At 70.8% G+C, this 12244-nt stretch carries 15 protein-coding genes; 5 read left to right on the top strand and 10 right to left on the bottom strand.

Going from position 1 to position 12244, the window contains the following annotated elements:
- Positions 1 to 41: 41 nt before the first annotated feature.
- The 7 genes from ASE16_RS17985 to ASE16_RS18015 all read right to left on the bottom strand — a co-directional run bounded on the left by ASE16_RS17985 (position 42) and on the right by ASE16_RS18015 (position 5599).
- On the bottom strand, positions 42 to 914 hold the full coding sequence (locus ASE16_RS17985; protein WP_055898333.1) for a VOC family protein: 873 nt from the start codon (positions 912 to 914) through the stop codon (positions 42 to 44).
- Between the two features lie 50 nt (positions 915 to 964).
- Positions 965 to 1552 carry a TetR/AcrR family transcriptional regulator gene (locus ASE16_RS17990; protein WP_162255991.1) on the bottom strand — a complete coding sequence of 196 codons (588 nt, stop codon included), beginning with the start codon at positions 1550 to 1552 and terminating at the stop codon, positions 965 to 967.
- A gap of 137 nt (positions 1553 to 1689) precedes the next feature.
- Positions 1690 to 2379 (bottom strand): RraA family protein, encoded by a 690-nt coding sequence (locus tag ASE16_RS17995; protein WP_055898339.1) that lies wholly within the window; start codon positions 2377 to 2379, stop codon positions 1690 to 1692.
- A gap of 109 nt (positions 2380 to 2488) precedes the next feature.
- A complete protein-coding gene (locus tag ASE16_RS18000) occupies positions 2489 to 3091 on the bottom strand; it encodes a hypothetical protein (protein WP_055898340.1) in 603 nt (200 codons plus the stop codon).
- Positions 3092 to 3192: 101 nt separating this feature from the next.
- Positions 3193 to 4134, bottom strand: coding sequence for a phosphoribosylaminoimidazolesuccinocarboxamide synthase (locus tag ASE16_RS18005; RefSeq protein ID WP_055898342.1), 942 nt, complete (start codon positions 4132 to 4134; stop codon positions 3193 to 3195).
- Positions 4131 to 4889, bottom strand: a complete 759-nt coding sequence (locus tag ASE16_RS18010; RefSeq protein WP_055898344.1) for an SDR family NAD(P)-dependent oxidoreductase — start codon at positions 4887 to 4889, stop codon at positions 4131 to 4133. The genes ASE16_RS18005 and ASE16_RS18010 overlap by 4 nt, the downstream gene beginning before the upstream one ends.
- Positions 4886 to 5599 (bottom strand): hypothetical protein, encoded by a 714-nt coding sequence (locus ASE16_RS18015; protein WP_200949691.1) that lies wholly within the window; start codon positions 5597 to 5599, stop codon positions 4886 to 4888. Before ASE16_RS18015 ends, ASE16_RS18010 begins: the two co-directional genes overlap by 4 nt.
- Positions 5600 to 5652: 53 nt before the next feature.
- Here ASE16_RS18015 and ASE16_RS18020 point away from each other — a divergent pair, with 53 nt between their 5' ends.
- Positions 5653 to 6141 (top strand): MarR family winged helix-turn-helix transcriptional regulator, encoded by a 489-nt coding sequence (locus tag ASE16_RS18020; RefSeq protein WP_235500630.1) that lies wholly within the window; start codon positions 5653 to 5655, stop codon positions 6139 to 6141.
- A 61-nt stretch (positions 6142 to 6202) separates the two neighbouring features.
- On the opposite strand, the gene ASE16_RS18025 is transcribed toward ASE16_RS18020, so the two are convergent.
- Positions 6203 to 6559, bottom strand: a complete 357-nt coding sequence (locus ASE16_RS18025) for an SHOCT domain-containing protein (protein WP_055898350.1) — start codon at positions 6557 to 6559, stop codon at positions 6203 to 6205.
- 9 nt (positions 6560 to 6568) lie between these two features.
- The gene (locus ASE16_RS18030) at positions 6569 to 6997 is read right to left on the bottom strand and encodes a DUF6325 family protein (protein ID WP_055898353.1); all 429 of its coding nucleotides are present in this window, start codon (positions 6995 to 6997) and stop codon (positions 6569 to 6571) included.
- Positions 6998 to 7216: 219 nt separating this feature from the next.
- On the opposite strand from ASE16_RS18030, the gene ASE16_RS18035 reads away from it, so the two are divergent.
- Positions 7217 to 8461: an FAD-binding protein gene (locus ASE16_RS18035; protein WP_055898356.1), complete on the top strand. Its 1245-nt coding sequence runs from the start codon at positions 7217 to 7219 to the stop codon at positions 8459 to 8461.
- Positions 8462 to 8558: 97 nt separating this feature from the next.
- On the opposite strand, the gene purD is transcribed toward ASE16_RS18035, so the two are convergent.
- A complete protein-coding gene (gene purD, locus ASE16_RS18040; protein WP_055898361.1) occupies positions 8559 to 9818 on the bottom strand; it encodes a phosphoribosylamine--glycine ligase in 1260 nt (419 codons plus the stop codon).
- Between the two features lie 33 nt (positions 9819 to 9851).
- On the opposite strand from purD, the gene ASE16_RS18045 reads away from it, so the two are divergent.
- Genes ASE16_RS18045 through purF form a run of 3 tightly spaced genes read left to right on the top strand, consistent with a single transcriptional unit; the run spans position 9852 to position 12232 of the window.
- On the top strand, positions 9852 to 10208 hold the full coding sequence (locus ASE16_RS18045; protein ID WP_055898364.1) for a sterol carrier family protein: 357 nt from the start codon (positions 9852 to 9854) through the stop codon (positions 10206 to 10208).
- Between the two features lie 41 nt (positions 10209 to 10249).
- Entirely contained in the window at positions 10250 to 10636 is a 387-nt protein-coding gene (locus ASE16_RS18050) for a hypothetical protein (protein WP_055898367.1), read from the top strand.
- A gap of 21 nt (positions 10637 to 10657) precedes the next feature.
- Positions 10658 to 12232 (top strand): amidophosphoribosyltransferase, encoded by a 1575-nt coding sequence (purF, locus tag ASE16_RS18055; protein ID WP_055898369.1) that lies wholly within the window; start codon positions 10658 to 10660, stop codon positions 12230 to 12232.
- The last annotated feature ends 12 nt before the right edge of the window (positions 12233 to 12244 follow it).

The raw sequence follows: 12244 nt of genomic DNA on the forward strand, positions 1-12244 counted from the left end.
CGGAGCCGCTCGCCCCACCTCGGGGCGGGCGGCTTGGTCGTTCAGGCGACGACGCGCACGGTGTTCGCCCACGGGTCGTCGAAGGCCACCGAGCGGCCGTCGTCGCGGGTCTGCACTCCGTAGTGCCGCATCCGCTCGGTGAGCGAGCCGAGGTCATCCGCTGTCGGCACGTGGATCTCGACCTCGCCGAGCCCGAGCGCGAGGCGTCTGGGCCCCGCCCCCTTGCTGTTCCAGGTGTTCATCGCCATGTGGTGGTGGTAGCCGCCGGCGCTGACGAACAGGGCCTGGTCGCCCAGCGCCGCGGTGGTTTCGAAGCCGAGACGGTCGACGTAGAACGCCCGCGCCGTCGCGACATCGCCGACGGACAGGTGAACGTGGCCGACGACCGCATCGCCCAAGCGCTCGTCGCCTGCGGCGTCCGCCAGAGTGGCGGCGCGCTCGCTGAGGTGCTCGCCGAGGAAGTCGTTGGGGTCGAGGTAGAGCGTTGCCATCTCGACCTGCCCATGGGTCCAGCTCCACTGCGTGCGGTCGCGGTCCCAGTACAGCTCGACGCCGTTGCCCTCCGGGTCGGTGAAGTAGAACGCCTTGCTGACGAGGTGGTCGGCGCTGCCGGTGAACGTGCCCGGCGCGCGACGGGCGACAGAGTAGACGGCTGCGGCCAGCGTCTCCTCGGTGTCGAACAGGATGGCCGTGTGGAACAGGCCGGCATCCCGCGGACCGGCGTGACGCAGCTCGGGGGCGTGCTCCAGGATGACGACCGGCGTCGCTCCGCGGCCGAGGATCGTCCTGCCGCCCTCCTGCGCGAGCACGCTGAGCGTGACGGCGTCGCGATAGTAGGCGGTCATCGCGTCGAGGTCGGCGACCCGGAGGGTCACGGCCCCCATCGCGGAGTCGGCGGGAAGGAGTTCGGTCATGATCTATTCGAACGCATGGAGCCGCGGTGATATTCCAAGCGCGCGCCCGCTCACGCCCACATCCCGCGGTATTCGTCTGCCAGGATCGCGCGTGCAGACGCAGGCGTGAGCGCCGGATATCGCCCGACCAGGTGGGCGGCGAGCCCGTCCGTGAGCGCCCGCATCCTGTCGGCGACCCGCTCGACCCTGTCGAGCGGAGTGTCCGCCGGCGCGGCGGCGGACACGATCCGCCGGATGATCGCGAGCATCGTCGCGTCCGAGTCTCGCTTCAGCGGAGCGAGCGCGTCGTCGGCGAGGGCGGCGCCGGCGAACACCAGCCAGACCTCCATCTCCTCCCTCCGCTCCTCGTCGAGCGGAAGGAACTGCTCCAGCAGCTCCGGGCCGCTCGCGCCTTCCGGCCCCGCAACGGCGACGATGCCCCGGATGCGCCCTGTCGCCCGCTCCATGACCAGCCGCATCGCGAACGCCACCGCATCGGATTGCCGGGGGAAGTAGTGGCGAAGCGAGCCGAGCACCATCCCTGCCTCCGCGGCGACCGTGCGGGTGCTCACGGCGTTGATCCCGTCGCGACGGACGATCCGCCACACAGCCTCGGCGATGTGGCGGCGACGCTCGTCGGGAGACTCCGTTGTGCGCATGACCGACACGCTAGTACCACCGTGGCGCATCGCAAGGAACGCGGTGCGGTGCGGCAGGGAGCCGGCGGCGTGCTTGCTGCGGGACCGGGCCCGGCCCGGCGCGTGCGCTCCGCGTCCTGAGCGGCTCCGGCCCGTCCCTACGTCTCGATCGCGCCGCCGGTCTCCTGCAGGTAGCGGCGCAGCGTCAGCTCTGGGTCGGCGGCCTGCCTGCGCCGATACTCCGCGAAGTCGAGCTGATCCCTCAGCGACGCGCCCCCGCGCATCCGCTCGGACTGCGCTCCCTCCACCGACTGGATGCGCAGCGCCGTCTCCACGAGCTCGTCGCGCCGGTCCCGCCCGACCACGAGCACGCCGTCGTCGTCGGCGACGATCCAGTCGCCTTCCGCGACGGGGACGCCGTCGAGGAACGCGCTCCGCATCGCCCGCCCGGCGGGAGGCACCCGCCGTGGACCGTACGGGTATGCGCCGAGGCTGAACAGCGGCAACCCGATCTCGCGCAGCTGGGCGGTGTCGCGGTGGAGTCCCCAGACGACCGCCCCGCGCATCCCGGACTCTCTGGCTTCGAGCAGCATCAGGTCGCCGACGCAGGCTTCGTCGCGTCTGCCGCCGTTGTCGACCACGAGCACGGCGCCCGGCGGGGCGTCGTCGATGGTCTCGAGCAGCACATCCACACTGCCGAGATGGGTGACAGGAGCGGCGGGTCCGGCGAACGGCCGGCCGGGCAGCAGGGCGACGAGCCCTGCCGGCGCGGCGGCCACCGGGATGCCGAGGCGCACCGCGGCGTCGGCGACGGCCGCGGTCGGGACGGGTGCGGTGAGTTCGTGCATGTCTCAGAACCTAGCCCTGTCCAGGGGCCGGGTTCACGAGATACCAGCAACTGTCGCGCACCCCATGCGGTTGTCGGCAGTCACTGGTATCTCGCGGGGGCCGCCGCGGTTACTCCCAGGGGAAGCCGTCCGGATCGGTGAACGCGCCGGCGTCGCCGCCGATCACGATGCGGTGCGAGCCGCTGCCCTCCTCCGGCACGCCCGCGTCCTTCGCGAGGGCGCTGCGGCGGTAGAGGCCGAAGCCGACCGTGTCCTTCGGGGTGGCGAACTGCACGTAGGTCTTGCCGAAGCTCTTGTCGACCGCCAAGCCGTGGTCGACGTAGAACTTCTTGCTCGCCACGATGTCCTCCGCGCCCAGGAGTAGCACGAGCGACTCGAAGGCGCGCGTGGCGGGGCCGGTGTCCTTCTTGGCCGAGGTCGCGACCTTCCAGATGGCGCCGTCCGGAGCCTGCACCACGCCGCCGACGCCCCACAGGGACTTCGCGACGGGCTTGAGGGTCGTCGCGCCCGCGGCGACGGCCGAGTCGATCAGGGTGTTCACGGTGGACGGCCGCGCGACGGTCAGCGAGATGTGGAAGCCGCGGAAGCCGCTGGTCGGGGCGTCGGACTGCCGGAGCGCGATGAGCGAGCCGAGGTCGAACGCGGACGAGTAGAAACGTTCGGCGGCTGCGAGGTCGGGGACCTCGAGGGTGATGTGCTGGATGCTGGTCATGTCGCCAGGCTACGAGCGGGCACGAGGGCGTCGCTTCTCGAAATCTGCTCGATCCGGATGCGCATGGTCGCGGCGCGGTCCGGACCAGGGTCAGGCGCGGCTCAGTCGCGGGTCAGCCGCTCCAGCAGCTCGCGGTAGCGCGCCGCTGTGCGCTCGACGATGTCCGAGGGGAGCTCCGGCGGTGTGCCCGTCTTGTCCCAGTTGGCGGCGAGCCAGTCGCGGACGATCTGCTTGTCGAAGCTGGCCATCCGCTCGCGCGGGGTCGTTCCGGCGGCGTATGCGACCGCATCCCAGTACCGGCTGGAGTCGCTGGTGAGCACCTCGTCGGCGAGCGTGATCTCGCCGGTCGTTCGGTCTGCGCCGAACTCGAACTTGGTGTCTGCGATGATCACGCCGTGCGCCTCCGCGATGGCCGCGCCGCGCTCGTAGACGAGGAGCGAGAGGCGGCGCAGTTCCTCGGCGACCTCGGCGCCGACGAGTTCGACGGTGCGCTCGAAGCTGATGTTCTCGTCGTGCTGGCCGAGCGGGGCCTTCCACGCCGGCGTGTAGATCGGCTCAGGGAGGCGGTCGCCGTCGGTGAGGCCGGCGGGCAGCTGGACGCCGCACACGCTCTGCGTCTGCTGGTACTCCGCCCATCCACTGCCCGTGAGGTAGCCGCGCACGACGCACTCGACCGGGAACATGTCGAGCGGCTTCACCAGCATCGACCGTCCTGCCACCTCTGCCGGGATGCGCTCGATCGCCTTCTCGCCGTCGAGGACGTGATCGGGGATCAGGTGGTTCGGCACCTCGGTGAGCTGGTCGAACCACCACAGGCTGAGCGTCGTGAGCAGTTCGCCTTTGCCGGGGATGCCAGGCTCGAGCACGTGGTCGAACGCGCTGACGCGGTCGCTGGCGACGACGAGCATGGCGTCGGTGTCGCCGAGGCCGGTGCGGCCGGCCGGGACGTAGAGGTCGCGGACCTTGCCGGAGTACACGTGCGACCAGTCGGCCAGTTCGGGGGAGGAAGTCACGCTTCCATCGTACGGCGCGGCGGCGCTCAGGCGGACTTCCCGCCGTCCACGGGAAGGACGGCGCCTGTCACATACGACGCGGCAGGAGACGCCAGCCAGCGCACCGCTGCTGCGACTTCGTCCGCGAGCCCCATGCGGCCGAGCGGGACGTATCCGCCGACCGTCGTGCGAACGCTCGCGTCCTTGGCCATGATCGGGCCGGATTCGATCGGGCCCGGCGCGACGGCGTTGACCCGGATACCGGTGCGCGCCTCGTCGATGGCCGCCGTCCTGGTCAAGCCGATGACAGCGTGCTTGGCCGCGACGTACGCCGACATCCCTGGAGCGGCGCCCGTCCCGGCGCTGGACGCGACGTTGACGATGGCGCGGGGTCCTGTCGCCTCCGCCAGCGCGCGCAGCTCCGCCCGCATGGCGACCGCGACGCTGCGGAACGTGACGGCCATCACCGCGTCGAACTCGTCCAGCTCCATCCGCGCGAGTTGCGTCGGCTGGTGGCCGCGGCCCACGTTGTTGACGGCGACGGAGAGTCCGTGCTCCGCCGCGACCGTGTCGATCGCGGAGGCGAGAGCGTCATCGTCCGTCGCGTCGAACGCGAACGTGCGCGGGCAGTCGACACCGGATGCGCGGAGCAGCTCGGCGAGCTCTGACAGCGCCTCCGCATCCCTCGCAGCGGGCACGACCGTGTATCCCTCAGCGCCCAGCTCGCGGCAGATCGCATTGCCGATCAGGCCGTTCGCGCCGAGCACGAACGCGACAGGGGATGCGCCGGCGCCGGCCGAGCTCATGCCCGCGCCCCCTCGCGGTCGCGGTCGCGCACCTCGCGGCGGTCGACAGGAAGGAGGAACCCGGCGACGATCAGCCACGCCAGGCCGCCGAACCGGCCGATCGGCAGGAGGAACTGCAGCGGCTCGATCGCGAGCGACAGGAAGCTCAGCTCCGACAGGGCGGCGATCACGAGACCCGCCCAGGCGAGCCAGCGAGGCAGCAGTCCCAGGATGAGCGACGGCACCGCGATGCCGGCGAGCAGCAGCCCCATCCCCGTCACGTAGCCGACGCCGCCCGTGGCGAACGCGAGGAACGACAGGGCGAGCGCGAGGGTGGCGTCCGTGGTGAGTTCCGGGCGGCTGAGGAGGTAGGTGGCGAGTGCGGACACCATCAGCAGGATGGCCGCGGTCAGACCGCCGGTGAAGCCGATCGACGGGCCCGGCACGCGCACGCCGAGCCGCTGCAGGCGGGCGAAGGCCGTCGCCGCGAGGATGCCGAACGGCACGGCGGAGCCGAACTGCAGCATCGCTGTCACCCGGATGCTCGCCCAGTCCTGCTGCGCGTATGCGGCGACGGCTGCCTTGCCTGCGAACGGGGAGACGAACACGGTGCCGCTGGCGAGCGCGGCGCCGATGACGATGGCGGCGACGACGAGTGCCGCCGACACGATGGCGAGGACGCCGAGGTGCGGTCCGCCCTGGCGCCGCGACGGAGCAATGGTTTCGTTCATGAGAGTAATGATTACACATTGTAATCATTAATGGCAAGAGGTATTCTATGGGAGTGACCGACGCATCCACCCCTCATCGTGGCCAGAGCGGTGTGAGCCCGCGCACCGCGTTCCTGCTGGCGCAGCTCGGCGCCGCCGCGGCCGACCGGTTCGGCGAACGCGTCTCCGAGCTCGGCCTGACGGCACGGGATGCGGGTGTGCTGCGCGTCCTCGGGCGCACTCCCGGCATCAGTCAGAAAGACCTCGCCCACCGGCTCGGCACCGTCCCGAGCAGGCTCGTCGCCCTCATCGACGACCTGCAGGCCCGCGGCCTCGTCGAACGCACCCGCAGCGAAGCCGACCGCCGCAACAACGAACTCGCCCTGACCGCGGAGGGAGAACGGATGCTCGGCGAGCTCCGCGTGATCGCCGAAGCGCACCAGGCGGACGTACTCGCACCCCTGGACCCCCACGAGCAGCAGGCCTTCGCCGCGCTCCTCGGCAAGCTCGCCGGTGCGTCAGGGCTGTCGGCGGACGGACATCCAGGCTACCGCCGCGCCTGACGGTCGACGGCGGTCGGTTCGGTTCGGTTCGAGCGGCTCGGTTCGGTTCGAGCGGATCGGCTCAGGCCAGGAGCTTCGCCTTCGCCGCTGAGAACTCGTCGTCGGACAGGATCCCCTGCGCGTGCAGGGCGGCGAGCTGCTGGAGCTGCGCCATGAGGTCGGTTCCGCCACCGGCCGGGGCCGGGGCCGCTGCCGGAGCCGCTGCCTGCTGCTGCGCGACGGCCTGCTGCGCCGCCGCATCCATCTGGGCCTGCTGCTGCTGGGCCTGGTACTGCTCTGCCTGCTGCTGCTCCATGGCCTTCTCCTGCTGGCGTCGCTGCATTCCGCCGCTGACGGCGGTGGCCGTCCCTGCGACGACGGCGGTGCGCGCTGCCAGTCCGAGCAATCCCGGACGGCCGACTCGACGAATGAACGGCATGGTGTCTCCCTACTCTTCCGACGCTTCGGCCAGGACGGCGTTGACCACGGGGGCCGGGATGCGCTCGGCGTGGACGACGTTCCCTCCCGCGGCGAAGAACTTGCTGGCGAGGTCTTTCGCCCAGGTGTGCTCGAGGACCAGGATCGCGCCGGAGGTGCCAGGGTCGATGAGGTCGGCGATGTCGTCGACGTCCTCCGATCCGGCGATCCCGCTGGCTTCGAGCGTGATCTCGGTCAGTCCGTACTCGTCTCCGGCGTCCTCGAACTCCACGATCTCCACGTCGCCGTCGAGCGAGCGCGAGACGAAGAGCAGATCGAGGAGACGGACGGTGCCGGTGCCGACCAGGTCGACGATGGCCTGGATCACCCCCGGCGACGGTCGCTCGCCCTCGAACTGGGCGACGATGAACTCCGCGGGGCCGTACTCGAATTCGGTCACGTTGAACTCCCTCCGCGCCGGTGCATCCGACAGGCGTCACGCTACTCGGGGGGCAGAACCGCGCACAATGATTGCTTTCTGTCCGGATGTGTGGTGGTGGCCGCGTTCGATTGGAAACCTTTCGCGCATCGGGTGGGGAGATTTCGCGATGAGCACGTTCACATCGGTGTCAGACTGGCAGCACTCCATACGGAGCGGCCGGTGCGAGGAAGGACCACGGTGGACGAGAAGAACTGGGCGGGGAATTACACGTACAGGGCGGAGCGCATCGCGCATCCCCGGTCCGTCGACGAACTGCGGGAGCTCGTGCTCGGTGCCGGCTCGGTGCGGGCCCTGGGCAGCAGGCACTCCTTCAACGATCTGGCCGACGACGACCGGCTGCTCGTGAGCACCGCCGGCCTGCCGTCGGCGATCCGGATCGACGAGGCGGCATCGCAGGTGACGGTCGGCGGCGGCGTGCGCTACGGCGACCTCGCGCGCGAACTGCAGAGCGTCGGCTGGGCGCTGCACAACCTGGCGTCCCTGCCACACATCTCGATCGCCGGCGCGATCGCGACGGCGACGCACGGCTCAGGCGACAGGAACGGCAACCTGGCCACCGCCGTCAGCGGCCTGCGCATCCTGCGGGCGGACGGCGAGCTGGTCGACCTCCACCGCGGTGAGCCCGGCTTCGACGGCGCAGTGGTGTCGCTCGGCGCGCTGGGGGTGGTCACCGAGGTGACGCTGGACATCCGGCCGACGTACGACGTGCGGCAGCGTCTGTTCGGCGGCCTGCCGTGGGATGCGGTCATCGACCGGTTCGACGACATCACCTCCTCCGCGTACAGCGTGTCCCTCTTCACCGACTGGGCGGAGGACGCGGTCAGCCTCGCCTGGCTGAAGGAGCGCGCAGACGACCCAACCGACATCGGCGACGACTTCTTCGGGGCGACGGCGCTCACAGAAGCCCGCCACATGATCGCGACGATGGATGTGCGCAACACCACGGAGCAGCTCGGCGTCTTCGGGCCGTGGAGTGACAGGCTGGCGCACTTCCGATTCGAGTTCACGCCGTCGAACGGTGCGGAGATCCAGTCGGAGTACCTGGTGCCGCGGGCGAACGCCGTCGAGGCGATCAAGGCCGTGCGCGAACTCGCGCCGGTGATCGCGCCGCTGCTGCAGATCAGCGAGATCCGCACAGTCGCGGCCGACGACCTGTGGCTGTCGAGCGCATACGGCACGGACGCGGTCGGGCTGCACTTCACCTGGCTGCGCGACCAGGAGGGCGTCGAGGCGATCCTCCCGGTCCTGGAGGCCGCGCTGCTGCCCCTCGGAGCACGTCCGCACTGGGGCAAGGTCTATCTCGACGCCGCCGGCGTCGTCCCCGGTCTCTACCCGCGACTCGACGCGTTCCGCGACCTCGTCACCGAGTTCGACCCCACGGGCACCTTCCGCAACGCCTTCGTCGCCCGCCTCCTCGCCTGACACGCCATCGAGCCGGGACTTGTGCACGCGACACGCCGGCGCCGGGCGTGCACAACTCCCGGCTCGATGGCGTGGGGGAGCGGGGCGCGGCGCGGGGTCAGTCGGCGACGCGGGCGGCGATATCGGTGCGGTAGTGGGAGCCGGGGAGGTCGATGAGCTCGACCGCCTCGTACGCGCGGGCGCGCGCCTCGGCGAACGTGGTGCCGCGGGCGACGACGCTGAGGACGCGTCCGCCGGTCGCGAGCAGCGCGCCCGTCGCCTCGTCGCGGGCAGTCGCCGCGTGCGCGATGGTCACCTCGGGGACCGCCGCTGCCGCATCCAGCCCGGTGATCGGGCGACCGGTCTGCGGAGCCTCCGGGTAGCCCTCGCTGGCCAGCACGACCGTCACCGCCGTGTCGAGCGCGAACTCCGGACGCGGAACACCGGCCAGCGCGCCGGTCGCCGCCGCGAAAAGCAGCGTGGACAGTGGCGTCACCAGCCGGGGGAGCACGACCTGCGTCTCCGGGTCGCCGAAGCGCGCGTTGAACTCGATCACCCGGATGCCGCGGCTGGTCATGATGAGGCCGCAGTAGAGCAGTCCGATGAACGGCGTCTGCTCCTTCGCCAGCTCGCGCACGGTCGGCAGGGCGACGGTGTCGATGACCTCGTCGACGAAGTTCTCCGGAAGCCACGGCAGCGGCGAGTACGCGCCCATGCCACCGGTGTTCGGCCCGGCATCCCCGTCGAGCAGCCGCTTGTAGTCCTGCGCAGGCGACAGCGGCAGCACGGTGTGCCCGTCGCTCACCAGGAACAGGGACACCTCCTGGCCGTCGAGGAACTCCTCGATCAGCACGCTGCCGTGGGCCAGCCAGTGCGCGGCGTGCTCGACGGCCGCATCCCGGTCGGAGGTCACCAGCACGCCCTTGCCCGCCGCGAGCCCGTCCGCCTTCACCACGTACGGGGCGCCGAACGCGTCGAGCGCTTCCTCCGCCTCCACCAGCGTGGATGCGCGGACCGCACGGCCCGTGGGAACGCCGGCCGCATCCATGATCCGCTTGGCGAACGTCTTGGACCCTTCGAGCTGCGCCGCGACCTTGCCAGGACCGAACACCGGGATGCCGCGCGTGCGCAGCGGGTCCGCGACGCCGGCGACGAGGGGGGCCTCCGGCCCGATCACCACGAGTTCGATGCCGTTCTCGATCGCGTACTCGGTGACGGCCTGGCCGTCGAGCGGGTCGAGCCCTGGCTCGACGGCGACATCGGCCGCGATCCCGGCGTTGCCTGGGGCGACGACGATCCGGTGTTCGGCCTCCTCGCTCAGCAGCGACGTGACGATGGCGTGCTCGCGAGCACCGGAACCCAGGACCAGAATCTTCACGCGACCAATGGTAGAGGCTGAGAGGATATGGGGATGGCCAGAGCGAAGATCCAGGATGCGGAGGGCGGCCCTGCCGTCCGCGCGGCGCTCGCGGGCGGAGCGGACCGCAACACCACCGCGATGGCCGTGCGCTACCTGCTGCAGCTCCTCGCCGAGCGCGCGCCAGGCAACACCGTGGAGGTGCGTGTGCCGCCGTTCGGGGCGACCCAGTGCATCCCCGGCCCCCGGCATACCAGGGGAACGCCGCCGAACGTGGTGGAGATGGACGCGCCGACCTGGCTCGCGCTGGCGAGCGGAGCGACGCCGTGGGAGGACGCGCTGGCGTCCGGCGCCGTGCACGCGTCCGGCCAGCGCGCATCCCTCGACGGGCTCCTCCCGCTGCGCTTCTGAAGCGTTCCGACCTCACAGAAAAGGTGAGGGACAATGGATGCATGAGCCAGGAGAACGACGAACAGACCACGGTCACCGAGAGCTCGGTGCTCGTGCGGCGGTCGCCGCGATACTTCCGGTTCATGCTGGTCGGCGCGATCCTGTTCGCGATCGTCGCGCTGATCCTCACGTTCGCGTTCCCGGCGAACCCGACGTACGACCGCGGCAGCGTCTTCGGCTTCCTGCTGGCGATCGGCGTGGCCGTCGGGGTGACCATCGGGGCGGTCGTCGCCCTGCTGGTCGACCGGGCGACGAACCGTCGGGCGCGCACCGTCCAGGCGGATAGAATCGACGTGCGCGTCACCCCCGGCGAGCAGCCGGCCGAGAAGCCGGCCGAGCGGCCGGCGGACGGCAGCGCACCAGGCACGAGCACATCCATCGAGAGCTAACACCCTGAAGGGGGTTCCGGTTTGTCCGGAGGCGACGGTCTTCTCAGTCACGATCTACTTCCCGGCGAGAAGGGTCCGCAGGATGCCTGCGGCGTCTTCGGTGTCTGGGCGCCAGGCGAGGAAGTCGCCAAACTCAGCTACTTCGGCCTCTACGCGCTGCAGCACCGCGGCCAGGAGTCCGCGGGCATCGCCACCAGCGACGGCTCGAAGATCCTCATCTACAAAGACATGGGTCTCGTCTCGCAGGTGTTCAACGAGAACGCGCTGAACTCGCTGACCGGCCACATCGCCGTCGGCCACACGCGCTACTCGACCACGGGCGCATCCAGCTGGCAGAACGCGCAGCCGACGCTCGGCCGCACCTCCAGCGGCACGGTCGCGCTCGGCCACAACGGCAACCTGACCAACACGGCCGAGCTGATGCAGCTCGTCCACGACCGATACCCGGAGCACGACGGCGAACTGTCCCGCGGCAACACGACGGACACCGCCGTGGTCACCGCGCTGCTCACCGGCGACCTCGACCACACGCTCGAGGCGACGTCCCTCGAGGTCCTTCCCCGTCTGCGCGGGGCGTTCTGCCTGGTCTACATGGACGAGCACACCCTCTACGCCGCCCGCGACCCGCAGGGCGTCCGCCCTCTGGTGCTGGGCCGGCTGGAGCGCGGCTGGGTGGTCGCATCGGAGACGGCGGCCCTCGACATCGTCGGCGCGAGCTTCGTGCGCGAAGTCGAGCCTGGCGAGCTCATCGCGATCGACGAGAACGGCCTCCGCAGCCAGCGCTTCGCCGAGGAGAAGCGCGCGGGCTGCGTGTTCGAATACGTCTACCTCGCGCGCCCTGACACGACCATCGCCGGCCGCGGCGTCCACGAGGCCCGCGTCGAGATGGGCCGCCAGCTCGCGCGCGAGCACGCCGTCGAGGCCGACCTGGTCATCCCGACCCCCGAGTCCGGCACCCCTGCCGCCATCGGATACGCGCAGGCGTCCGGCATCCCGTTCGGCCAGGGGCTCGTGAAGAACTCGTACGTCGGCCGCACCTTCATCCAGCCGTCGCAGACCATCCGCCAGCGCGGCATCAAGCTCAAGCTGAACCCGCTCAAAGAGGTCATCAAGGGCAAGCGCCTGGTGGTCGTCGACGACTCGATCGTGCGCGGCAACACGCAGCGCGCGCTCGTCTCGATGCTCCGCGAGGCGGGGGCGGCCGAGGTGCACGTGCGCATCTCCAGCCCTCCCATCACCTGGCCGTGCTTCTACGGCATCGACTTCGCCTCGCGCGCAGAGCTCATCGCGACAGGGCTCGGGGTGGACGAGGTGCGCCAGTCCATCGGCGCGGACAGCCTCGGCTACCTCTCCGAGGACGGCATGATCGCCTCGACGGAGCAGCCGCGCGAGCGCCTCTGCACCGCCTGCTTCACCGGGGTGTACCCGATCGAGCTCCCGGATGCGCACCACCTCGGCAAGAACCTCCTCGAACGTCCGGAGGCTCCGCGCGGCGAGGGAGAGGGCGCTGCGGCAGACGGCTGCGACCCTGGACCGGACGCGGAGTTCGAGAGCGTGCTGCTGCCGTCGTACGGCGACCCTGGGCGCAAGGAGTAGCGGCCCACCCCC

It is taken from the genome of Leifsonia sp. Root227 (assembly GCF_001428745.1).
Taxonomy (GTDB): Bacteria; Actinomycetota; Actinomycetes; order Actinomycetales; family Microbacteriaceae; genus Leifsonia.

Bases quoted from the DNA above. Each gene is read 5' to 3' on its own strand.
- ASE16_RS17985 (WP_055898333.1), bottom strand. From the start codon at position 914: ATGACCGAACTCCTTCCCGCCGACTCCGCGATGGGGGCCGTGACCCTC.
- ASE16_RS17990 (WP_162255991.1), bottom strand. From the start codon at position 1,552: ATGCGCACAACGGAGTCTCCCGACGAGCGTCGCCGCCACATCGCCGAG.
- ASE16_RS17995 (WP_055898339.1), bottom strand. From the start codon at position 2,379: ATGCACGAACTCACCGCACCCGTCCCGACCGCGGCCGTCGCCGACGCC.
- ASE16_RS18000 (WP_055898340.1), bottom strand. From the start codon at position 3,091: ATGACCAGCATCCAGCACATCACCCTCGAGGTCCCCGACCTCGCAGCC.
- ASE16_RS18010 (WP_055898344.1), bottom strand. From the start codon at position 4,889: ATGAGCTCGGCCGGCGCCGGCGCATCCCCTGTCGCGTTCGTGCTCGGC.
- ASE16_RS18015 (WP_200949691.1), bottom strand. From the start codon at position 5,599: ATGAACGAAACCATTGCTCCGTCGCGGCGCCAGGGCGGACCGCACCTC.
- ASE16_RS18025 (WP_055898350.1), bottom strand. From the start codon at position 6,559: ATGCCGTTCATTCGTCGAGTCGGCCGTCCGGGATTGCTCGGACTGGCA.
- ASE16_RS18045 (WP_055898364.1), top strand. From the start codon at position 9,852: ATGGCCAGAGCGAAGATCCAGGATGCGGAGGGCGGCCCTGCCGTCCGC.
- ASE16_RS18050 (WP_055898367.1), top strand. From the start codon at position 10,250: ATGAGCCAGGAGAACGACGAACAGACCACGGTCACCGAGAGCTCGGTG.